The 22,725-nt window shown below is 68.9% G+C and carries 20 protein-coding genes; 13 read left to right on the top strand and 7 right to left on the bottom strand.

Annotation, left to right across the window (positions count from 1 at the left end):
- The 7 genes from FHS08_RS01690 to FHS08_RS01660 all read left to right on the top strand — a co-directional run bounded on the left by FHS08_RS01690 (position 1) and on the right by FHS08_RS01660 (position 6,894).
- The gene (locus tag FHS08_RS01690) at positions 1-804 is read left to right on the top strand and encodes an ABC transporter ATP-binding protein (protein WP_167034894.1); all 804 of its coding nucleotides are present in this window, start codon (positions 1-3) and stop codon (positions 802-804) included.
- A complete protein-coding gene (locus FHS08_RS01685) occupies positions 801-1,517 on the top strand; it encodes an ATP-binding cassette domain-containing protein (RefSeq protein WP_167034892.1) in 717 nt (238 codons plus the stop codon). Before FHS08_RS01690 ends, FHS08_RS01685 begins: the two co-directional genes overlap by 4 nt.
- A gap of 2 nt (positions 1,518-1,519) precedes the next feature.
- Entirely contained in the window at positions 1,520-3,250 is a 1,731-nt protein-coding gene (locus FHS08_RS01680) for an amidohydrolase family protein (protein ID WP_167034890.1), read from the top strand.
- Positions 3,247-4,182 carry an NAD(P)-dependent oxidoreductase gene (locus tag FHS08_RS01675; protein ID WP_167034888.1) on the top strand — a complete coding sequence of 312 codons (936 nt, stop codon included), beginning with the start codon at positions 3,247-3,249 and terminating at the stop codon, positions 4,180-4,182. Before FHS08_RS01680 ends, FHS08_RS01675 begins: the two co-directional genes overlap by 4 nt.
- Positions 4,182-5,483: a M24 family metallopeptidase gene (locus FHS08_RS01670; protein WP_167034886.1), complete on the top strand. Its 1,302-nt coding sequence runs from the start codon at positions 4,182-4,184 to the stop codon at positions 5,481-5,483. Before FHS08_RS01675 ends, FHS08_RS01670 begins: the two co-directional genes overlap by 1 nt.
- A gap of 90 nt (positions 5,484-5,573) precedes the next feature.
- Positions 5,574-6,242, top strand: a complete 669-nt coding sequence (locus FHS08_RS01665) for a cupin domain-containing protein (RefSeq protein ID WP_167034884.1) — start codon at positions 5,574-5,576, stop codon at positions 6,240-6,242.
- A 22-nt stretch (positions 6,243-6,264) separates the two neighbouring features.
- Positions 6,265-6,894 (top strand): helix-turn-helix domain-containing protein, encoded by a 630-nt coding sequence (locus tag FHS08_RS01660; RefSeq protein WP_167034882.1) that lies wholly within the window; start codon positions 6,265-6,267, stop codon positions 6,892-6,894.
- Positions 6,895-6,905: 11 nt separating this feature from the next.
- Here the strand turns inward: FHS08_RS01660 and FHS08_RS01655 are convergent, their stop codons facing one another.
- The 3 genes from FHS08_RS01655 to FHS08_RS01645 form a co-directional block, all read right to left on the bottom strand.
- Entirely contained in the window at positions 6,906-8,201 is a 1,296-nt protein-coding gene (locus FHS08_RS01655) for a COG1470 family protein (RefSeq protein WP_167034880.1), read from the bottom strand.
- 119 nt (positions 8,202-8,320) lie between these two features.
- Positions 8,321-8,950 (bottom strand): hypothetical protein, encoded by a 630-nt coding sequence (locus FHS08_RS01650; RefSeq protein WP_167034878.1) that lies wholly within the window; start codon positions 8,948-8,950, stop codon positions 8,321-8,323.
- 126 nt (positions 8,951-9,076) lie between these two features.
- Positions 9,077-11,140, bottom strand: coding sequence for an amidohydrolase family protein (locus FHS08_RS01645; protein WP_167034876.1), 2,064 nt, complete (start codon positions 11,138-11,140; stop codon positions 9,077-9,079).
- A 456-nt stretch (positions 11,141-11,596) separates the two neighbouring features.
- Here FHS08_RS01645 and FHS08_RS01640 point away from each other — a divergent pair, with 456 nt between their 5' ends.
- Positions 11,597-13,474, top strand: a complete 1,878-nt coding sequence (locus tag FHS08_RS01640) for an amidohydrolase (RefSeq protein WP_167034874.1) — start codon at positions 11,597-11,599, stop codon at positions 13,472-13,474.
- Between the two features lie 63 nt (positions 13,475-13,537).
- On the opposite strand, the gene FHS08_RS01635 is transcribed toward FHS08_RS01640, so the two are convergent.
- Positions 13,538-14,236, bottom strand: coding sequence for a GntR family transcriptional regulator (locus FHS08_RS01635; RefSeq protein WP_167034872.1), 699 nt, complete (start codon positions 14,234-14,236; stop codon positions 13,538-13,540).
- Positions 14,233-14,760 carry a VOC family protein gene (locus tag FHS08_RS01630; protein ID WP_167034870.1) on the bottom strand — a complete coding sequence of 176 codons (528 nt, stop codon included), beginning with the start codon at positions 14,758-14,760 and terminating at the stop codon, positions 14,233-14,235. The genes FHS08_RS01635 and FHS08_RS01630 overlap by 4 nt, the downstream gene beginning before the upstream one ends.
- Before the next feature lie 167 nt (positions 14,761-14,927).
- Here FHS08_RS01630 and FHS08_RS01625 point away from each other — a divergent pair, with 167 nt between their 5' ends.
- The 5 genes from FHS08_RS01625 (at position 14,928) to FHS08_RS01605 (ending at position 20,119) form a co-directional block, all read left to right on the top strand.
- On the top strand, positions 14,928-17,120 hold the full coding sequence (locus FHS08_RS01625; protein WP_167034868.1) for an alpha-ketoacid dehydrogenase subunit alpha/beta: 2,193 nt from the start codon (positions 14,928-14,930) through the stop codon (positions 17,118-17,120).
- Positions 17,117-18,412, top strand: coding sequence for a pyruvate dehydrogenase complex dihydrolipoamide acetyltransferase (locus tag FHS08_RS01620; protein ID WP_167034866.1), 1,296 nt, complete (start codon positions 17,117-17,119; stop codon positions 18,410-18,412). The genes FHS08_RS01625 and FHS08_RS01620 overlap by 4 nt, the downstream gene beginning before the upstream one ends.
- A 277-nt stretch (positions 18,413-18,689) precedes the next feature.
- A complete protein-coding gene (locus tag FHS08_RS01615) occupies positions 18,690-18,908 on the top strand; it encodes a twin-arginine translocase TatA/TatE family subunit (protein ID WP_341800400.1) in 219 nt (72 codons plus the stop codon).
- A gap of 49 nt (positions 18,909-18,957) precedes the next feature.
- Positions 18,958-19,710 (top strand): twin-arginine translocase subunit TatC, encoded by a 753-nt coding sequence (tatC, locus tag FHS08_RS01610; protein WP_167034862.1) that lies wholly within the window; start codon positions 18,958-18,960, stop codon positions 19,708-19,710.
- Position 19,711: 1 nt separating this feature from the next.
- Positions 19,712-20,119, top strand: a complete 408-nt coding sequence (locus FHS08_RS01605; protein ID WP_167034860.1) for a twin-arginine translocase TatA/TatE family subunit — start codon at positions 19,712-19,714, stop codon at positions 20,117-20,119.
- A gap of 14 nt (positions 20,120-20,133) precedes the next feature.
- Here FHS08_RS01605 and FHS08_RS01600 read toward each other — a convergent pair whose 3' ends face one another.
- Together FHS08_RS01600 and FHS08_RS01595 are read right to left on the bottom strand one after the other, a co-directional pair.
- The gene (locus FHS08_RS01600; protein ID WP_167034858.1) at positions 20,134-21,444 is read right to left on the bottom strand and encodes a DUF4032 domain-containing protein; all 1,311 of its coding nucleotides are present in this window, start codon (positions 21,442-21,444) and stop codon (positions 20,134-20,136) included.
- A gap of 86 nt (positions 21,445-21,530) precedes the next feature.
- Positions 21,531-22,634 (bottom strand): ABC transporter ATP-binding protein, encoded by a 1,104-nt coding sequence (locus tag FHS08_RS01595; protein WP_167034856.1) that lies wholly within the window; start codon positions 22,632-22,634, stop codon positions 21,531-21,533.
- Positions 22,635-22,725 lie beyond the last annotated feature (91 nt).

Here is a 22,725-nt window from a genome sequence, read left to right as displayed (position 1 = left end):
TTGACCTCGACCGCACAGGCGAAGGCCCCGGACCCGAGGGGGTCCGGGGCCGCCGCCCCCGCGCTCGTCGTGACGGGCCTCGGCAAGCGCTACGGCGGAGTCCAGGCCGTCGACGGGATCTCGCTCGAGCTGGCGGCCGGCGAGCGGATGGGCGTGATCGGGCCCAATGGCGCCGGAAAGACCACGCTGTTCAAGATGATCGCGGGGGATGTCGCACCCACGACGGGAACGATCGAGCTGTTCGGCCGCGACGTCACCCACATGAGCACGGCGCCGCGCGCACGGCTCGGGGTCGGGCGGACGTTCCAGGTGTCGAATCTGTTCCGCGACATGTCGGTCCTCGACAACGTGCGCGTCGCAGCGCGCGGCGGGTCCTCGAAGGCCCGCGCGTTCTGGCGTACGCAGGGCATGACCGACGACGTGACACGCGAGTCGATCCTCATGCTCGACTCGCTCGGACTCACGGGTCGCAGAGACGACACCGTCGCCGACCTGTCGCACGGCGAGAAGCGCCAGCTCGAGATCGCGATGGCGCTCGTGAGCCACCCGAGCATCCTGCTGCTGGACGAGCCCGCGGCCGGACTCTCCGCCGCGGAGCGCGCGACGCTTCGTCAGCTGATCGAGGAGCTGCCCCGCACGCTCCCGATCCTGCTCATCGAGCACGACATGACGCTCGCGCTCGGCCTCACCGACCGTGTCATGTGCATGGAGAACGGCAGGCACGTCGTGACGGGCACTCCGGACGAGGTGCGCGAGCATCCCACCGTCAAGGAGATCTATCTGGGAAGGCGCGACAAGAAGTGAGTCTTCGGGTCACGGGACTGCACGCCGGCTACGCGACGGCGAGAGTGCTGGGCGGCATCGACTTCGAGATCGCGGACGGACAGAGCGTCGCGCTCCTCGGTCGCAACGGCATGGGCAAGACGACACTCGTACGGACGATCTGCGGACTGCGTCCGCCCGTCGTCACGAGCGGGACGATCCTGTACAACGGCGTCGACATCACTCACCTGCCGAGCTACCGGATCGCTCGCGCGGGCATCGCGATCGTCCCGCAGGGGCGGCGGGTCTTCGGATCGCTCACGACTCTCGAGAACCTGACGGTCGTGCCCCGCAGGCGCGTTGCCGTGCCCGGCGAGCGCTGGAGCGTCGAGCGCGTCTTCGACTTCTTCCCGCGGCTCGCTGAGCGTCGCACCTCGATGGCGCGCTCCCTGTCGGGGGGAGAGCAGCAGATGCTCGCGATCGGACGCGCGCTCATGACCGATCCGACGCTGCTCATCATGGACGAGCCGAGCGAGGGACTCGCGCCCAGCATCCTCGACGTCATCCAGGACCGACTCGAGGGCCTGCGCGCCTCCGGCCTGTCGATCCTCGTCGCCGAGCAGAACGTCGATCTCGCGCTCGACATCGTCGAGCACGTCCTCGTCATCGACGACTCCGGAACGATCGCCTGGTCCGGCGCCCCCGCCGATCTCCGTGCCGACGAGCGGCTCCTCGAACGCCACCTCAGCATCTAGCCGTGGGCGACACTGTGACCACCGACAGCGTGACCACCGACGCCGCCGCACGACAGCGTCCGCTCGTGGACCTCGTGCTGCACGGCGGCCGGATCCTGACCCTCGCGGATGCCGAGCAGGGCCCGAGCGATGTCGACGCCATCGCGATCGCGGGCGGCCGGGTCGTCGCGATCGGCACCGACGCCGACCTCGCGCCGCACATCGCGCTCGCGGCACGCGTCATCGACCTCGAGGGACGACGCGTCGTCCCCGGGCTCAACGACTCGCACATCCACGCCGTGCGTGCCGGTGTGTCGTGGGATCGCACGATGCACTGGGAGGACGTGCGCTCGATCGACGAGGCGCTCGAGCGTGTGCGGGGCGAATGCGCTCGGCGCGGACCGGGCGAGTGGGTGAGCGTCGTCGGCGGCTGGCACTCGTCGCAGGTCGCCGAGCGACGCGTCCCGACGCGCGCCGAGCTCGACGAGGCCGCGCCCGGCAACCCGGTGTTCGTGCAGGAGCTGTACGATCGCGGCATCCTGAACTCGGCGGCGCTCGCCGCCTGCGGGTTCGGCGACGAGTCGGCAGACCCGCCCAAGGGACACCTGATCCGGGATGCCGCGGGGCGCCCGACGGGCGAAGTCCGTGGCGTCGGGGCCTTCGCCGTCCCGACGGCGCTGGCCCTTGCAGGTGAGGCGTCTGATTCGCGAGCGGGCATCCGCGCCATGAACGCGGTCTTCGCGCGGCACGGACTCACGGGCGTCGTCGACGGCGGCGGCCTGCTCGTGACGCCGCGCGACTACGACCCTCTGTACGCGGTCTGGCGCAGCGGCGGCCTCGACGTCCGCCACCGCCTGTTCATCTCCGTCTGGAACCGCGGCGGTGAGGTCGCGGACATCGACGCCCTGACGACGCTCGTGCAGCCCGACAGCGGCGACGGGATGCTGCGGGTCGTCGGCGTCGGCGAGATCCCCCACCTCGGATGTCACGACATGGAAGGCCTCGACCCGTTCCGGATCGGCGATGACGCGTACCGCGAGCTCGTCGACATCGTGCGGCTGTGCGCGCACCGCGGCTGGCGGATGAGCATCCATGCCGTGCTCGACGCGACGCTCAGGCGCATCCTCGACGCATGGGAAGAGGTCGAGCGCGAGAGCGGGCAGGTCGCGGGCCGAGGCTTCTCGATCGTGCATGCCGACGAGGCCTCGCGCTCGAGCCTCGAACGGATCGCGCGCCTCGGCGCCGGCGTCCTCGTCCAAGACAGGCTCGTCCTCAAGGGCGGCGACTACGTCGAGGCGTGGGGCGAGGAGGCGGTGACGTCGGCGCCGCGGATCGACGACATGCGCGAGCTCGGCATCGTGATCGGCGGCGGCACCGACGCGACGCGCGCGAACTGGTTCTCGCCGTGGGCCTCGATCTGGTGGCTCGTGACGGGTGAGTCCCTCGACGGACGCGGCATCCGCTCCGAGCGGCACAGGATGTCGCGGCGCGACGCCCTGGCCGCATATACACGGGACGCCGCGTGGTTCACGGGCGAGCAGGGGCACCGCGGCCGTCTGCTGCCGGGCTACGACGCCGATCTGTGCGTGCCGACCCTCGACCCGCTGACATGCGCCGACGACGAGCTGCGCGAGATCCTGAGCGATCTGACGATCATGGGCGGCCACGTCACCTTCGACGCCGGCGTGCTGACCGCTGACACCGGTCGCGTGAGCGACACCCCACCGTCACCAGCCCTCGAGGAGAGAACATGACAGACAACACACCGACCGTTGGATGGATCGGAGCCGGAAGAATGGGATCCCAGCTCGCCAAGCGCCTCCTCACGGCCGGCTACGACGTCGCCGTCTACAACCGCACGAGGGCGAAGGCCGAGCCGCTCGCGGAGCTCGGCGCGACGATCGTCGACCGACCCGCAGACCTCGCCGACCGCGACGTCGTGTTCAGCATGGTCTCGGCCTCGAACGACCTCGAGCACGTGATGCTCGGTCCCGACGGACTCCTCAGCGACTCGCAGCGTGCACCCACGGCGATCGCGGATGCGTCCACCGTCTCGATCGAGGCGAGCGCACTCGTCCGTGCGGCCGCCGAGGCGCGGGGAGTGGGATTCCTCGCGACTCCCGTGTCGGGCAATCCGAAGGTCATCGCGGCGGGCAAGCTCACCGTTGCGGCATCCGGACCCCGAGAGGTGTTCGACCTCGCCGAGCCGCTCCTTCGCACGTGGGGCCGCAGCGTCACCTACGTCGGCGACGGCGAGGTCGCGCGGATCGTGAAGATCGCGCACAACGTGTTCCTCGGCGTCGTCATCCAATCCCTCGCCGAGATCACGGTGCTCGCCGAGAAGGCGGGTGTCACGCGCGAGGCGTTCCTGGGCTTTCTCAACGACTCGGTCATGGGTTCGGTCTTCACGCGGTACAAGACTCCCGCGCTCGTCAATCTCGACTTCGCGCCGACGTTCACGAACGTCCTGCTGCAGAAGGACTTCGACCTCGGACTCGCGGCGGCGAAGGAGCTCGGCGTCGTCATGCCCGTCGCGAGCGTGACGCGCAATCTCGTCGCACAGGAGGTCGGCGGCGGCAACGTCCACCAGGACTTCGCGTCGCTCATCCTGACGGTCGCACGAGGGTCGGGCCTGGACATCGTCTCGGAGGAGGCAGAGGTCGCTGACGGACTCGAGGCGATCTGATGAGCGCCCACCACGACCACGGCGGTCGCAGGTTCGAACGGCCTCCCTCGCGGCCGCCGGGGGTGCGTCCTCTCGGTGCGCCGGGGCAGAACGGCGTCGACTACGAGCACCGAGTCGACTTCGACCGCCTGCGCGGGTACCGGCTCGGGCGGGCCCAGGCGGCGCTCGACGCGAGCGAGTGCGGAGCGTTCCTGCTGTTCGACTTCTACAACATCCGGTACACGACGCAGACGTGGATCGGAGGTGCACTCGGCGACAAGATGATCCGCTACGCCCTGCTCATGCGGGGACGCGACCCGATCCTGTGGGACTTCGGCTCCGCCGTGCGCCACCACAAGATCTACTCCGACTGGGTGCCCGACGAGAATTACCGCGCGGGCTTCCTGGGCTTCCGCGGCGCCGTCGATCCCGAGGGTGCGGGTCTCATGCGCGACGCCGTCGGCGAGATCGTGTCGCTGCTGCGCGAAGGGGGCCTTGCTGATGCGCCCGTCGGGCTCGACATCGTCGAGCCGCCGTTCCTCTTCGAGCTGCAGCGGCAGGGTGTGCGGGTCGCCGATGCGCAGCAGTCCATGCTCGACGCGCGCGTCATCAAGAACCAGGACGAGATCATGCTGCTCAATCAGGCGGCGGCCATGGTCGACGGCGTCTACCAGGACATCGTGGAGGCGCTCAAGCCCGGCGTGCGAGAGAACGAGATCGTCGCGCTCGCCAACAAGCGGCTCTACGAGTACGGCAGCGATCAGGTCGAGGCCGTCAACGCGATCTCGGGGGAGCGGTGCAATCCGCACCCGCACAACTTCACCGATCGCATCATCCGCCCCGGTGACCAGGCGTTCTTCGACATCATCCACTCCTTCAACGGTTACCGCACGTGCTACTACCGCACGTTCGGCGTCGGCTGGGCCACCGAGAGCCAGCGCGACGCGTACGAGCAGGCGCGGGAGTGGATGGATGCCGCGCTCGATGCGATCCGCCCCGGCGTCGGGACGGACGAGGTCGCCGCGGTCCTGCCGCGCGCGGAGGACTTCGGCTTCGAGAACGAGCTCGCCGCGTTCGGGCTGCAGTTCGCGCACGGACTCGGGCTGGGCCTGCACGAGCGGCCCATCATCTCGAGGCTCAACTCCATGAGGGACCCCGTCGAGCTGCGTGCGGGGATGGTCTTCGCGATGGAGACGTACTGCCCGGCATCCGACGGCTTCTCCGCCGCGCGCATCGAGGAGGAGGTCGTCGTCACGGACTACGGCATCGAGGTGCTCACGAAGTTCCCCGCGCAGCAGCTGTTCGTGGCGAGTCCGTACTGACGCGCCGCGGGACAACCGGCATCCAGGTACTGTGTTCATTCTCGCGATACAACTGTTCATATCGTTCGATCCGTCAGAGAGGGGGCGCCGATGACAGCAGAGCTGGGGGCCCGCATCCGCGCGGCCCGCATCGCGAAGGGTCGCAGCCTTCGTGCGCTCGCCGCCGAGGCCGAGATCTCGCCGAGCCTGCTCTCGCAGGTCGAGACGGGCAAGGTGCAGCCCTCGGTGAGCACGCTGTGGGCGATCGTGACGTGTCTCGGACTCTCCGTGGACGACGTGCTCGGGCACGAGGCCGCCGCCGACGCGCCGAAGCGCTCCGCGCACGTCGAGCCCGTCCAGCTCGCCGCGGCGGCGCCCGAGATCGTGATGGAGAACGGTGTCACGTGGCGCGGCCTCGCCGTCATCGACTCGAGCGTCGACTCGCTCCTCGTGACATACGGGCCGGGCGCATCGAGCTCGATCGACGACACCCACATGCGCCACTCGGGCACCGAGTACGGCTACCTGATCCGCGGCGAGCTCACGCTGCGCCTCGACTTCGAGACATACGTGCTGCGGGCGGGCGACTCGTTCTGCTTCGACTCGATGCGTCCGCACCTGTACCAGAACCGCACGGATGCCGTGGCGGAGGGAGTCTGGTTCGTCGTCGGTCGCTCCTCCACAGGAGACGACGAGCGGGTCGCCGCCTCCGGCACGATGCGCAGCGCCGTCGACGTGCTCGATGCCATGAGCCGGCTGCCCGGCCGCACCGAGAGCTGACGCTCTCGCTCCGAGGAGGGTCATGCCAGATCTCGATACCCCGTGGAACACCGTCGGAGTGCGGGTGCGCAGCGCCCGAGTTGCCGCCGGGATGACGGTGCGCGAGCTCTCGCGTCGTATCGGCGTCTCCGCGAGCCACGTGTCGCAGGTCGAGCGGGGGATCGGCGCGTTCAGCGTGCCCGCGCTGTACGCTGTTGCGCGTGAACTCGGAGTCTCGATGAACGAGCTGCTCGACCCGCCGAACCCCCACGCATCGGTGGCCGTGGGTGTGTCCTCCGGCGGCGATCTCGCTGTCGCCGGAATCATCCAGCGGGCCGCCGATCATCCGACCATCAAGCTCAGCTCGGGTCCCCGGTGGAGCCGCCTGACGGCGGCCGGTGAGGTGGATGCCGAGTTTCTCGAGGTCGTCTACTCACCCGGCACGACGGCGCCCTCGGAGGACATCAGGCACGAGGGACGCGAGTACGGGATCGTGATCTCGGGCAGGATGAACGTCATGGTCGACGGCGCTGTCGCCGTTCTCGAGCCGGGGGACTCGATCGTGTTCGACTCGAGTCTGCCGCATCGATTCTGGAACGAGTCCGACGTCGACGTCCGCGCGATCTGGTTCGTCCGCGATCGCAATCCAGGGGATGCCGTTCCCCACGGCTGACGGCGACGCGCTCAGCGATCCGGCGCAGCGGTGCGCCGGCGGCGGGAGGCCACGAGCAGGACGCCGAGCGCCGACAGCGTCCCGCCCGCGGCGATCGTCCAGGCATCGATCTCTGCGCCGGTAGCCGGAAGCCGCGGAACCGTCGAAGCCCGTTCGGGCGGCTCGACAGGCTGGATCTCGATGTCGATCACGATCCCATCGGCTCCGGTATCCGCCGTCGCAGACACGGGGACGGCGAGAATGAGTCCGACGGCGACGATCACGGCCGCGATGCCGACACCGACGCTCGCTCTGCCCTCGCCCTCGGTTCGCACCTGCTCTCGCGCCTCAGCGACCTGCCGCTGGAGGTCGCGGCGAAGACGACGACGATCGCGCCGCCACCACCAGACGAGCAGAACGACGACGAGGACGACGACGAGCTGACTCCAGGGGATCGCCGCCGTCAGCGCCGTGCTCTGCGCGGCCGGCAGCGGCGTCGTGTCGCTCTCCGCCGGCACGACGTGCGGGTCGGCGCTCACGTCGACGGACAGGAGGCCGAGCGGCCAGACGTCCGGCACTTCCACCCGGAACGTGCGCGTCTCGCCCGGGCCCATCTCATCGATGGCGTCGCCGGGGATCGACTGGGCGAACGCACCGAATGGGCCCGACACGGCGATGACAGGGGTCGCTGCCAGACGAGTGTTCCCCGTGTTCGAGATGGCGTAGTCCACGACGGCGGTTCCGGGCTCGAACGGGTTGACGGACCCCTCGTATGTCGCCAGCACGTAGGCGGTGAGCGCAGGCTGCAACTCGCCGCTCACGCGTGAGAGGACACGGAAGCCGACGCGGGACTCCACGGCGACATTGCCGCTCCCCGCCGACGAGATGGAGGCGGCGACACCGGCGAGGTGATCGCCGGGAGTGGCGTTCTCGGGCACCGAGATGGTGAACGGCACCGTCACCCCGGACTTCGCCGGCACGCTCACCGAGGTCTGCAGCGAGATCCACGTCCCTGCGTCGACGGACTCGTGATCCGCGGGCAGCATGTTGAAGCGTCCGGTCTCGGTGAAGTAGCCATCGGCTGCGCTGAGCCGGAAGTCCACGTCGCGGTCTCCGTAATTGAACACGCTCAGGTGCTCCGCGACCTCTTCGCCCGGGTCGACGTCCAGCTCGATCCACGCGCGTCCGTCGGGACCGTCCGCGCTGCTCGGCCGCACGGACCAGCTCACCGTCGACGTGTCGTCGTCCGCCATGGCGGAACCCGGCGCCAGCGGGGCGACGGCGAAGGCGGCGGCGAACGCCGTGGCGAGCAGACTTCTCCAGCGCATCGGATCCTCGACGGTCAGTGGTGTGCGGGGCCTCGCATCCGGCTTCCCGGACTGCGGTCGTCTTTCGAGCCTGGATGCGGGCGGCGGTCGCACCCGCCGTCCGCATCCGAGCGGTGCGGCTACTCGAACAGCGACAGGGTCAGGACGGACGTGTACGAGCCGGGTGTGACCGTGGCCGGCACGCGCAGGAACAGGTTGGCGTTCGCACTCCATGTGCCGCCCGCCGCCGCCGCGTCGGCGGCGGAGTCGGCCAGGAACAGCAATTCCTGGTTGACCAGACCGCGGTCCCCGTCGAGGACGGTCTGGACGTCGTCGCCGACGCTGATGAACGCTTCGCCTTCACCCTGAACGAGTGCCGGCTCCCAGCCGAGGTGATCCGCCCCGATCGGGGCGGCGTCGGGGGCCGTCTGGTTCAGGAACGCGCTGGCGGAGCCGACGACGGCCCAGAACGCGCCGTCGGGGATCTCGTCGCCGGTGCGCGTGTCGGTAACGGTGACGAGCGGCAGCGTGCCTGTGAACTGGCGCACGACGTCGGTCGACCCGTCCTCCGTGAGGGTGGTGCTGTCATCCGCGACGCTCAGAGCGAGGACTCCGGGCTCAACGATCGGGCTGATGTCGACGTTGACGTCGACACCCTCGTCGCCGAGCTCGTCGTCCGCGGACGCGATCGCGGTTCCCGCGGCGGTCAGCACCGCCACGCCGAACGCGGCAGCTGCGACGCGCAGCGCGAAGGACTTCTTGGTCTTCATTGTCTCTCCTTTGAAATGTGACTGAGTGGGGGCTTCGAAGCTCGGGTGCTTCGCCCATCGGTGCGCAGACGCGCCGAGGTTCGACGTGGTCCGGGAGCGCCGACGGGCGAGCCCGGACCACATGGTTCACGCAGCGGGGAATGCCGGGTACGGCGCGATCTTGGTGTTGGTCACACTCGCTCCGTTGAGCACGGCGGTCACCTCGATCGTCGCCTCACCCGCTCCGATCGATGCGAGCGTGGAGTTGAACGAGACACTCGCGGACTTGCCCGGTGCGACGTTGGTGAACGACTTCGTGCCGAACGCCGTCGTGATGACGACATCCACCGGCACCGCTTCGTTGTTCGTCGCCACGACCGTGACGTAGGCCTTGCCGGCCACCGTGCGCGGCGTCGACGAGACGGCCAGATCGATCCGCCGCACCGCCGCCGGATGGTTGTAGCGGTTCGTCCAGCCCTCGGCCCAGCTGCGGTCGCCGGGGATCGCGCCGCTGTCGTGGATGATGTCGCCGCCCACGACGGTGAGGTCGGAGTGGATCTTCGGGATGTCCGCGTCCGGAATCGTGTAGAAGTCGCGGTCGAGCACCAGGAGATCTGCGTGATTGCCGACCTTGATCCCGCCGAGGTCGTCCTCGTGGATGAACCACGAGTTGTCCTTCGTCGCGAGCTGGATCGCCTCGTCGCGCGTGATCGACTGACCCGCCTCCCAGACCACGTTGCCGAGGAGGTTGCGGCCGGTGATCATCGTGTAGAGGTTGAGCCACGGGTTGATCGACGTGATGTCGCCACCGTCCGAGTGGTAGCCCACGTGGATGCCGCTGTCGATGAGCATGCGATGCTTCGGGCCGAGGTTCGACCCTGTTCGCGTCGGGCCCCAGCCGACCTTGACGCCCACGCCCATCGCCTTGAGCCGGTTGGCGTGATCCTCGGTGATGTTCGGCACGTGCGCGACGACCCAACGCAGACCGTCGATCGGGATCTCCGCGTTGACCGCTTCCCAGCCGGCGACGATCTGGCCGATGTCGGTGGCCGACAGCGAGTGGTTCTCGTTGCGCCAGCCTGCCTGCGCGACCATCTTGGTGCCCGCCAGCCAGACCGGACCCCCGATGGCGACGGCGCCGCCGCCGAAGCCGTTCACCGTGAACTCGCCGATTCCGCCGGAGCGCATCATGTCGCTCCCGAAGAATGGGAACGCGTTCTTCAGACGCGCCGTGAGCCGGGGGAGATCCGCCGTGCTGTCCTCCTCCAGGTAGTCGAAGCGAATGCGGGCAGGCAGAGCCTTCTTCGCGTTGCGCGCGAGGAAGCCCCGGTGCAGCGTGTATGCGTTCTCGTTCCAGATGGCCGTGCCTGGTGTGTCGACGTGGAAGGCGCCCTCGTCGAGGTGCGTCGTGATGCCGAGGGTCGAGTAGTACTGAAGCGCCGCCTGGGCGTTGGTCTCGCGGTCGGCGTCCGTCAGCTCCTGCCGGAGCCGCTGGAGCGCGAGGCCCACGCCGGCGCCGGTCGGGTACCCCGCCGCGTTGACGGTGATCGTGATCCCCTTGGCGGCGAAGTAGTCGATCGCGGCCTGGTTCACGGCATTGCCGCCCTGCTCGGCCATGATCATCACCGGTCGCGGCACGGCGTTCAGAGTCGTGAGGTTCGGCAGCACATTGCCGGGGAACTGCATCGCGACGATCGGGCCGAGAGACGTGACCAGCTCGCCCTCGGGCACGGAGTCGGCCTTCGCCGTGAGGCGTGCGACCGCATCCTCATGGGTGAAGACGTCTTCCAGTCCGACCCAGTGACCGGGGCGGTTGCTGACCAGCCCGATGTGGTTGTGCGAGTCGATGATGCCGGGAATCACGGTACGACCGCCGAGGTCGACCTTGAACCTGGAGTCGCCGGCGTTGATGGCGTCCTGCCCGACCGCGATGAAGCGGCCGTTCCGAATGCGCACCGCGTCGACGACGGAGTTGTCGTCGTCGTAGGTGTGGATGCTCCCGTTCACGAACAGCAGGTCGTCATTGCCGCCGCCGCCGACGGCTGTCGTGTATCCCGGCGGTGCGGCGACTGCCGCGGGGGATGCCACGGCACTGCCGCTCAGGACTGCGGCTGCCGCCGCAGCGCTTCCACCGATGATCAGTCCTCGGCGCGAGATGCCTTCGGTGGCATCCTGCGGGTTCTCGCCGAACTGCTCTGACTTCTTTCCCATGAGTGCTCCTGCTTGCTTGTCGACGCTGACATTCAGCCATTCCGGACCTGTGCGGACGACCTCGCACCGCGCTCCACTCCCCTTCCCTGGCGTGGTGCGTCATCGGGGCCACACTCGTAAACGGACAGCGGTGTCCGAGTATCGCTGTCCAGTGGGGCTGGACATGCGTTCAGTGTGGACGGTAGCAGATCAAGCGAGAGTCGACAACGCTCGATTCGTCTCGCGAGGAAAGCGGCAATTCACGAGGCCAGTCGGAGGTGCCTCGTCCATCAGGCAGAACAGTCGCGCAACACTCCTGATTACTGCTAGGGTGCGGGCCTGAACAGTGTGTCCAGTATAGCTAGACACTCTGAACAACCCTGGATAAATACCCGGCCCGCCCGGAGACGGGTCTCCGCGCATGCAGCGCACGCATGCACGCCAAATGTCAGTGTCGACAAGCAAGCAGGAGCACTCATGGGAAAGAAGTCAGAGCAGTTCGGCGAGAACCCGCAGGATGCCACCGAAGGCATCTCGCGCCGAGGACTGATCATCGGTGGAAGCGCTGCGGCGGCAGCCGCAGTCCTGAGCGGCAGTGCCGTGGCATCCCCCGCTACCGCCGTCGTGGGCCCGATCCACACCGTGGATCGCCCATGGCACGGCAGTGGCGATGTCGGCCGCCTCCTGGTCAACGGGAAGATCCACACGATGGACGACAGCAACACCGTCGTGAACGCCGTGCGGATCGTGAGAGACCGCATCGTCGACGTCGGAGCGGACGCGATCCGCAACGGCAGCCCCGAGAACCGGATCGACCTGGGCGGCCGCACCGTGGTCCCCGGACTCATCGAGAGCCACTCGCACTTCGTGAGTCTCGCGAACCGGCCGGGGTACCACGTCGCCGAGTGGGAGCTCGCGAACAACGTCAGCGAAGTGCTCGCGATCCTCGCCGCGCGCCGACCCGACGTGCCGGAAGGCCAGTTCATCACGGCGATGGGCTCGGGCACCTCCGGCATGTTCGCCGAGCGCCGGCTGCCGACGCTGTCGGAGATAGACGCCGTCATCTCCGACCGGCCAGTGTTCCTCTACCAGAGCGGATTCGGGCCGGCACGCGTCAACACGCTCGGCAAGCAGTTCTTCGAGTCCGTCACCAACCCCGTCGTGACGGTGGCCGAGGATGGCTCGCTCGCCGGCGCGAACGCGAACGCGGGGCTCTACCACTTGCGGATCCGTCAGACGTTCGCCGATAAGCGCCGCAGCGCGCTGGACTCCATGGCGTTCACCGCCAAGGTCGGCCTCACGTCGATCCTCGACCAGGTGCTCCCCGCGACCGCCGGCGCGACCCTCGACCCGTCGCTGCTGCCGCCGCAGCCGAACGACGCGCTGTTCCGCCTGGATCACTTCCGCATGTACGACGCGTGGCTGTCGCTGCATGGCGAGGGCAAGGCATACGTGCGCCTGCAGATGAACTTCCTGCACAACCAGGGGTTCATTCCCGCCCTCGGCGGGCTCGCCCAGCAGCTGCCTGAGCTCAAGGATCGGCTCAGGAACCAGTTCCCCTTCTTCGGCGACGACATGCTCCGCACCGGCGGCATCGGCGAATGGGCCGCTCCCTTCGCTGCGCCCACCAACGCGGACGCGTACGCGGTGTGGTTCGAGTCGCAGCGGCTCGTGGCGCAGGCGGGGTGGCGCAACGAGAATGCACAGGGCGGAAGCCCCACCAGCGCAGCCGCGATCGAGCAGGTCGTGGCGACGTATGAGCAGATGGACCAGGAGTTCGGCATCAAGGAGCTCCGATGGGGTCTGCAGCACGCCGACTTCGCGACGCCCGACCATCTCGAGAGGCTCAAGGCGTTGAACGCCGCTGTCTCGACATCTGGCTTCCGGTGGCTCGGCGGTGTGCCGAGGACGGACGGCCTTCCCGTCGGCCCGCTGTTCCGGCAGATCCATGACAGCGGCATCCACATGGGTCTGCACGAGGACGGCGTGCACATCGCGCCGCACAACCCGTGGTTCGCCCTGCACTACGCGACGACCGGGCTCAACGTGTCCGGCCAGCAGATCAACCCCGGCCAGCAGCTGACGCGTCAGGAGGCCCTGCACGCGTACACGCGCGGCAACGCGTGGTACCTCAACCGCGAAGACGATCTCGGCTCGATCGAGCCGGGCAAGTTCGCCGACCTCCTCGTGCTCGACAAGGACTACTTCACGATCCCGGATGCCGAGGTCCGCCGCATTCTGCCGGTCATGACGTTCGTCGACGGAGCGATCGTCCATGACACGGGTGTCGTGCGCGGAAGTCGTGACTGGTCGCACGACAGCGACCACGTGTTCGACGCGAGCTGGTGGCAGTAGCGCCGCCTGCGACACGCCGCCAGAGGGCCGGGTGGGGTGACACGAGTCCCACCCGGCCTTTCGTCAGCGGCCCGACGACTCGACGTCGAAGATGTCGGGATGCCGCGCGAGCTGTCGCCGGGTTCGCCGGATGTGTCCCGCCAGGATACGCTCGGCATCCTCCGAATCGCCGTCGCGGAGGGCCGCGACCATGAGGTGGTGCTCTTCGTGCGCGATCTTGCGCGAGTCCGCGTCCCACTTCGAGACGTAGGCGCGCCGATAGGGCGCCGTCGTGTTCCAGAGCTTCTCGATGAGATCGCTCAGCTGCGCGGTGTGCGCGCCCTTGTAGCTCGCCATGTGGAACTCACGATCGAGTGCGAGGAAGGCATCCGTGTCCGCCCCGACGCTGCTGATCCGCTGGGCGAGCTGGGCAAGGCCCGCGATGGCGGCGGCATCGAGGGCCGGTGCGCTGTAGTGGAGGAGCAGCGGTTCGAGGCGCTCGCGCATCTGGTAGACCTCTTCGCATTCCTCGAGAGTCAGGCGAGAGACCCACGCCCCCGTGTTCGCGACGACCCGGACGAGCCCCTCGTACTCGAGCTGCCGCAGCGCCTCGCGCACGGGCACGCGGCTCGCGCCGAACTGTTCGGCGAGGTTCTCCTGACGGATGCGTGCGCCGGGCGGGTACTCGCCGGCCATGATCCCCTCACGCACGGCGAGGGCGATGCGCGCGCCCGCGTCGCCGTCCCGCGCGCGAGACTGCTCGGCCGTGCCGTCAGCGCTCATCGTTCGGGCTGCCCGGGGTGCCACAGCAGGATCTCGGCATCCCGCTCGTACGCCTTCCCCTCGGGAAAGCTCACGAGCTCGAACTGCATTCCCCACGGCGAACGGAAGTAGAGCCAGCGCTGACCCGCCGATGCGCCGGCACTGGCGACGGGCTCGCCCATGATCTCGACGCCCTCGGCGCGCAGATAGTCGACGGCCGCGTCCATGTCGTCGACGTACAGTGCGAGATGGTGGCCGCCGATGTCGCTGTTGCGCGGCGGGGGAGCCTGGCCGTCGGCGCTGTCGTACTGGAACACCTCGAGGTTCGTCCCGTTGCCGAGGCGGTAGAAGCGGATCTCGCGGATCACGGTGCGCGGGTGAACGCCCAGCTGGACGGTCATCCAGTCGTCGTCGTCCGATCTCTTCGCACCGAGCGTGTAGACGGCGTGCGCGCCGAGGACATCGACGAGGAAACGCTCGGCGGCGTCGATGTCGGGAACCGTGATGCCGATGTGATCTGAACCCCGCAGTCCTGGAATCGCCACGCTCAACCCCTTCGTCAATGCCTTGCGAGAAGCTCATTGTATCCAGCACGGGGTCAATATCGAAGGATTCTGGAGTACCACGTGTCGATTGCTTGTAATTGCATCCAATCATTCCTACGATGGGAGTCGGTCGACGACCGACCGCTCGCTGATCGATGGAGATGACGATGCCTCGACGACGCACGCTCGAGACGGGAGTGCCCTGGGTCGAGCTGACCACGACCGCCGCAGACTGGAAGCGCGCGGATCCGGCGCTGCTGGGCACCATGCTCGGACAGCTCAACCTCATTCGCGCGTTCGAGGAGACGGTTCTCGACCTCGCCGCGGCCGGCCTCGTGCACGGCCCGGCGCATTCGAGCATCGGCCAGGAGGGCGGGGCCGTCGGGTCGATCGTGGCACTCACGTCGACGGATGCCGTCAACGGCTCGCACCGCGGACACCACCAGTTCCTCGCCAAGGCGATCGGCCACGTCTCGGGCGGCACGCTCGATCCTGCGGCCCTCGTGACCCCCGAGCTCCAGGCGATGCTTCAGCGCACGCTCGCCGAGATCCTCGGGCTCGCGCAGGGGTTCTCCGGCGGCCGCGGCGGCTCGATGCATCTGCAGTGGCTCGAGGCCGGAGCACTGGGCACGAACGCCATCGTGGGCGGCGGTGCGCCCATCGCAGCAGGCAACGCGTGGGCGCAGAAGCACTCGAGCACGCACGACGTCTCGGTCAACTACTTCGGCGACGGTGCGAGCCAGATCGGCTCGGTGCTCGAGTCCATGAACCTCGCGGCGGCGTGGAAGCTCCCCGTCATGTACTTCATCGAGAACAACCTCTACGCGGTCTCGACGCATGCCGACGAGGTGACGGCCGACCCGCGCTTCTCCGTGCGCGGCCAGGGATTCGGCATCCCATCGTGGCGCGTCGACGGGATGGACCCGCTCGCTGTGCACCTCGCGACGCAGGAGGCGCTCGCGCGCATGAGGGCAGGGGAGGGCCCGGCGATCATCGAGGCGGAGGTGTACCGCTTCTTCCACCAGAACGGCCCGTACCCGGGAAGCGCCTTCGGATACCGCACGAAGGACGAGGAGGCGCAGTGGCGGTCTCGCGACCCGCTCGACCGCGTCGCGCGAGAAATGGTGGCGCTCGGACTCATCGACGAAGCCGGCGTCGGCGCCGTGCGCGAACAGGCGCAGGCGGCGATGGCCGCAGCGGCGGGCCGGCTTCTCGAAGACGACCCCGACAGCGCAGGGCGTCGGCGCATCCGCCCCGGGCTCTGGCCCGATCCGAGTGTCGTCGACACCGGCATCCGCGGCGACGCGAGCGAGCTCGCAGGTCTCACCGCGGGCGAGCCGGCGAGCTACTCCGGAGCGTGGCGCGACACCAAGTTCGTCGACGCCGTCGCCGCGACGATGGATCGCCGCATGGAGACCGATGACCGCATCATCGTGCTGGGAGAAGACGTGCATCGCCTCAACGGCGGCACCAACGGCGCCACGAAGGGTCTTGCGAAGAAGTACGGTCCAGACCGCGTCATCGGCACGCCCATCAGCGAGAACGGCTTCGTCGGACTCGCGGGCGGAATCGCACTCGACGGCAGGTTCCGGCCCATCGTCGAGTTCATGTATCCCGACTTCATGTGGGTCGCAGCCGACCAGGTCTTCAACCAGATCGGCAAGGCGCGCCACATGTTCGGCGACAACAACCGCGTGCCGCTCGTGCTTCGCACGAAGGTCGCCATGGGGTCGGGCTACGGTTCGCAGCACCTCATGGACCCGGCGGGCATCTTCGCCACGTCGGCGGGCTGGCGGATCGTCGCGGCCTCGACGGCGGCGGACTACGTCGGGCTCATGAACGCCGCCCTCGCCCTCGACGATCCTGTGCTCGTCATCGAGCACGTCGATCTCTACGGCGCCGCCGATCGTGTGCCCGACGGAGACCTCGACTACATCATCCCGCCAGGATCGGCGGCCGTCCGCAGAGCCGGCTCCGACGTGACGGTCCTCACCTACCTCTCGATGGTGGGCCACGCTCTGGAGGCCACCGCTCAGACGGGCATCGACGCCGAGGTGATCGACCTGCGCTGGCTCGACCGCGCATCGATCGACTGGGACACGATCGGCGAGAGCATCAGGAAGACGAACAACGTGCTCATCGTCGAGCAGGGGGCGAAGGGACCGTCGTACGGCGGATGGCTCTCCGACGAGATCCAGCGGCGATACTTCGACTGGCTCGACCAGCCCGTCGAGCGCGTGACCGGCGGCGAGGCGAGTCCGAGCATCTCGAAGGTGCTGGAGCGGGCCGCGATCGCCCGCGCCGAAGAGGTCGCCGCGGGCCTCCAACGCGTGCGCGCCGCGTGGGGAGGCCGGGGATGACCGCCGTCGTGCGGATGCCGCAGCTCGCCGCCGGCGGCGCCGAGGCGGCGATCCAGACGTGGCTCGTCGATGTCGGCGACGTCGTCGCGCTCGGACAGACGATCGTCGAGATCGAGACCGAGAAGGCCGTCGTCGAGTACGAGGCGGAGGCGGAGGGGACGCTCGCCGGGATCCTCGTCGCCGCCGGCGACTCCGCACCCGTGGGTGCGCCGATCGCGGTGCTCGCCGCGCCCGGCGAGACCCGCGAGGAGGCGATGCGCGAAGCGGGTGCCGTGGAGGAAGCGGGTGCCGTGGCGGCGGCGACGCCGGATGCCGCACCCGCTGCGGCAGCCGAGGCGCGGGTCATGGCCGATGTTCAGCCTGCCCCGTCGGCGGAGGCATCCGAATCGCACAGCGCACCGGTGCGCTTGTTCGCGAGTCCGCTCGTCCGCCGTCTCGCCCGCGATCGCGGGATCGATCTGACGCTGGTCGCCGGGTCGGGTCCTCACGGCCGGATCGTGCGTCGTGACATCGATGAGCTGTCCTCCGCGCCGGCGACGCCGCCGCCCGCCGCGGCCTCCGCTCCGCCCGCATCCGCCGTGCCCGCCCCGAGCAGTGGAGTCGAGGTCGGCCAGTTCACCGAGATCCCTCACACCGGCATGCGGCGCGCGATCGCCCGGCGGCTCACCGAGAGCAAGAGCACGATCCCGCACTTCTACGTCGTCGCCGACTGCCGCGTCGACGAGCTGCTCGCTCTGCGTGCGCGCATCAACGAACAGGGCGACGTCAGGATCTCGGTCAACGACCTCGTCGTGAAGGCCGTCGCCTGGGCGATGCGCGACGTTCCCGAGGCGAACGCGATCTGGACCGACGATGCGACCCGGCGCTTCTCGAGCGTCGACATCGCGATCGCCGTATCGGTGCCGACGGGACTGCTCACCCCGGTCGTCCGCGGCGTCGAGCGGATGACGCTCGGCGAGCTGAGCTCGGCGATCGGCGAGCTGGCGGCCCGCGCGCGAGAGGGCAGGCTCAAGCAGCATGAGCTGGAGGGCGGGTCGTTCTCGGTATCGAACCTCGGGATGTACGGCACGCGTGAGTTCTCGGCGATCATAAACCCGCCCCACGCGGGGATCCTCGCAGTGGGAGCGGCGACGCGTCGCCCGATCGTCGAGTCCGACGGTTCGGTGGGTGTCGCGTCGATCATGACCGTCACACTCTCCGCCGATCACCGTGTGCTCGATGGCGCCCTCGCAGCGCGGTGGCTCGCGGCGTTCGTGCACCGCATCGAGAACCCGGTCGGGATGCTGGTCTGAACGCGCACATTGCCCTGACACTCGAAAGGCATCTCTGCTATAACTGAACAGCAATGTCCATTGACACTGGACAGCTGTGCACCATAATTGGACAGAAGTGTCTTTTCGCACCCGCACAGGATGCTCCCGAATGCCGCGGCTGGCGCGGCGGCCATCGCCCTCACCGACGTGGGCGATGCTGCCGCACCGTCTGCCGACCGGAGGACGACCCGTCCCCCCGGCCACGAGAAGCCCAGCGAGAGAAAGTGGATCAACGATGATCGGCAACTTGACCGGAATGCACCTGCTCGTCCTCGTCGCAGTGCTGCTGCTCCTGTTCGGAGCGACGAAGCTTCCCGCGCTCGCGCGCAGCATAGGACAGTCGATGCGGATCCTGCGCACCGAGACGCGATCCCTGAGCGCCGACGAGAGCGGCGCGGACGACAAGCCTCGCGCAAGCGCCGCCGACCCGTCCGCCGCGGCGGAATCCACCGTCGGCCCCACACCGCGGAACTGACACGATGGAACGCACGCGGAAGAAGGGCCGGCCACCCGTCGATCTGAGGATGTCGGTCGGATCCCACCTCCGCGAACTGCGCAAGCGGCTCACGATCGCGGCGGCGGGTGTCGTCGTCGGCGGCATCGCGGGATTCATCCTGGCCGACCCGATCTTCCAGCTCCTGGGCGCACCCATCGCGCATACGGGCATGGCCGAGGGCCGAGTGACGGGCCTCAACTTCACAGCCGTGACCCAGGCCTTCGATCTGAAGCTGCAGATCGCGGTGACGGTCGGCATCGTCATCGCGAGCCCCGTCTGGCTGTATGAGGTGTGGGCCTTCCTGGTGCCCGGACTCGTGCGCAGGGAGCGCCAGTACGCGCTGGCCTTCCTCGCGACCGCCATCCCGCTCTTCCTTGCGGGATGTGCAGCGGGATGGCTCGTGCTGCCGCACATCGTCGAGCTGATGCTCGGCTTCACGACGGCGAACTCCGCTGCTCTGCTCGATGCTCGCGCGTACTACGACTTCGTGCTGAAGCTGCTCGTCGCGACCGGGGTCGCGTTCGTCGTGCCCGTGTTCCTCGTCGTCCTGAACTTCGCGGGCGTCGTCTCGGCGGCGGGGATCCTGAAGGGCTGGCGGACCGCGATCCTGCTCATCACCGTGTTCGCGGCGTTCGCGACCCCCGCAGCAGACGTCCTGTCGATGTTCCTGCTCGCTCTGCCGATGGTCGCGCTGTACTTCGCTGCGATCGGGGTCGCCTTCCTGCACGACCGACGGCGCGCCAGGGCCCTCGCGCTCGACGCGATGCCCGCGGGAGCGTGACATGCTCGGCATCTCGATCGACAAGATCGTCATCATCCTCGCCGCAGCGGTCTTCCTGCTCGGGCCCGAACGGCTCCCCGGGCTGGCGTCGCGGGCAGCCCAGGTCATCAGGCGCCTGCGCGAGCTGGCCGACAAGACGACGGAGGAGGTGCGGCGCGACCTCGGCGACGACTACGAGCAGATCGACTGGCGCCGACTCGATCCGCGGCAGTACGACCCGCGACTCATCATCCGCAACGCGCTCCTGGACGATTCGCCGCCGGCGCCGTACGGCGACAGGCGGGATGCCGGTCCTGCAACCCCCGCACAGGATGTCGGATCCGGTGACGAGCCGACGCCCCCCGCGGCGAGCATCGCTGCTGGCGCCGCGACGGACGTCGCGGGAGAGCGGCCCGCCGGAGCGGCGTGACGCGGAGTCGGAGGTCAGACGAGGTCGCGCCAGTCGACGTCCTCGTCCTCGTCGGCCTCGATGGCGGCGTCGCCGAGCACCTGGATCGGCAGCGTCATCGTCTCGGTGGGCGGCCCCATGAGGGTGGCCTCGTCGCGGCGGTGCCGCAGCACGCCGTCGATGTACGACGTGAGCGCCTCCGCGAGCGGAACGGAGCGGCCGTTCGCCTGCGATACGTACCAGCGGTGCTCGAGCACCTGGTGGTACACCTCGGCGGGCTCGAGCTTCGCGCGCAGATCGAAGGGGATCGCCTGGACGACGGGCTCGAACACGCGCGTCAGCCATTCGTGCGCGACCATGTCCTCGTCGGAGCCGAGCCGCGACACCCGGGCGCTGAACTCGTCGAGGTCGTTGAGGAGCCTGCGCGCCTGGTTCTCCTCGACGTCGAGGCCCGTCAGCCGCAGGAGGCGGCGCTGGTGGTGGCCGGCGTCGACGACCTTCGGCTGGATCGAGACGCGGGTGCCGTCCACCGTCGCCTCGATCGACATCTCACCGATGTCGAAGCCCAGATCGTTGAGTTTGCGGACACGCTCCGTGATGTGCCACGACTCGTCGGCGCGGAACGTCTCCTGGTCGGTCAGAGCGGCCCACAGCGAGTGGTACGACGAGACGATGCCGTCGGCGATCGCGACGGCGTCGACTCCGCCCTCGAGCCGCCCTCCGGCCTCCAGGTCCATGATCTCGCCCGCGATGTTCGTGCGCGCGACGTCGAGGTCGTGCAGTCGCTGGCCCCGCGTGAGGCCCGACTCGTGGAGCTCTCCCGTCTCGGCGTCGACGAGGTAGGCGGCGAACGCGCCCGCGTCACGACGGAACAGCGTGTTCGACAGCGACACGTCCCCCCAGAAGAACCCGACGTTGTGCAGCCGGACCAGCAGCAGCGCCAGAGCGTCGACGAGGCGGGTCGCGGTGTCCGGGCGCAGCACCTGCGTGAACAGCGCACGGTACGGGAGGGAGAACTTCAAGTGAGCCGTCACGAGCGCGGCGGGCAGCGGTGCTCCCGCGGCATCCACCCGCCCCGCGATGACGGCGACGCGCTCGACGCACGGAGCGTCGAGGCGCGAGAGGTTGCCCAGCATGTCGTACTCGCGCCGCGCCATCTCCTCCGTCGTCTCCTTGATCGCCACGACGCGGCCCGACAGGTTCGCGAAGCGCACGAGGTGGCGGGAGATGCCCTTGGGCAGGAAGACGATGTGACTGCTCGGCCACTCCCCGAGGGTGGTGGACCACGGCAGCGTCAGGATTCCCGGATCGACGGAGCTCGCGGTGATGCTCAGTGACTTCGACACGGACTCGCTCTCCTCGTCGGCGGGATGGTTAACCGCGCGGCGCGGGCCCCGGAATCCCGAGACCCGCGCCGCGACGATGCGAGGTGTTACGCCGAGACGACCGGCTTGTCGTTGAGGCGCTCGCCCGACTCGAGGTCGAAGGCGTGCACGTGGCCGGCCTTCGCGGCGAGGGTGACGGTCTCGCCGGCGTTCGGGTGGCTGCGTCCGTCGACGCGCGCGACGATGTCGGTGCGCTTGCCGCTGATGTCGGTGTGACCGTAGAGGTAGCCGTCTGCGCCGAGCTCCTCGACGAGGTCGACCGTGACCGAGAGGCCCTTGCCGTCGGCGGGTCCGACGAGGATGTCCTCGGGGCGGACGCCGACCGTGACCTGGCTGCCGTTCGCACGGCCGACGGTGTCGCGGTCGAGCGGCACGACCTCGGTGCCGAAGTGGACTCCGCCTTCGGCGAGGTCGGACGGGAACAGGTTCATCGCGGGCGAGCCGATGAAGCCGGCGACGAACACGTTGTTCGGCTTCTCGTACAGGTCGCGCGGCGTGCCGACCTGCTGGAGCAGGCCGTCCTTGAGCACCGCGATGCGGTCGCCCATCGTGAGGGCCTCGGTCTGGTCGTGCGTGACATAGACGGTCGTGACGCCGAGGCGGCGCTGCAGCGACGCGATCTGCGTGCGCGTCTGGACGCGCAGCTTCGCGTCGAGGTTCGACAGCGGCTCGTCCATGAGGAAGACCTGGGGCTGGCGCACGATCGCGCGGCCCATCGCGACACGCTGTCGCTGGCCGCCCGAGAGGGCCTTGGGCTTGCGGGTCAGGTACTCCTCGAGGTCGAGGAGCTTGGCGGCCTCGAGCACGCGCGCGGCGCGCTCCTCCTTGCCGACGCCGGCGATCTTGAGCGCGAAGCCCATGTTCTCGGCGACCGTCATGTGCGGGTACAGCGCGTAGTTCTGGAAGACCATCGCGATGTCGCGGTCCTTCGGCGGGACGTCGGTGACGTCGCGGTCGCCGATCAGGATGCGGCCCGAGTTGACCTCTTCGAGGCCGGCCAGCATGCGCAGCGACGTGGACTTGCCACAGCCGGACGGGCCGACGAGGACGAGGAACTCGCCGTCGGCGACCTCGAGGTTGAGCTTGTCCACAGCGGGGCGCGTGCCCCCGGGGTACAGGCGAGTTGCGTTGTCGAACGTGACAGACGCCATGCTTTCTTCTCCTTCACCGGCAGGTACGTGCCGGACGATCCGTAGTGAGGATGAGCGGGGGCTTGACCCGCACGCCCGCCTTCGGGCGCAC

The organism is Microbacterium ulmi (assembly GCF_011759705.1).
Taxonomy (GTDB): domain Bacteria; phylum Actinomycetota; class Actinomycetes; order Actinomycetales; family Microbacteriaceae; genus Microbacterium; species Microbacterium ulmi.
The sequence above is the reverse complement of the archived record's forward strand: the minus strand, read 5'-3'. Positions and strand labels throughout refer to the sequence as shown.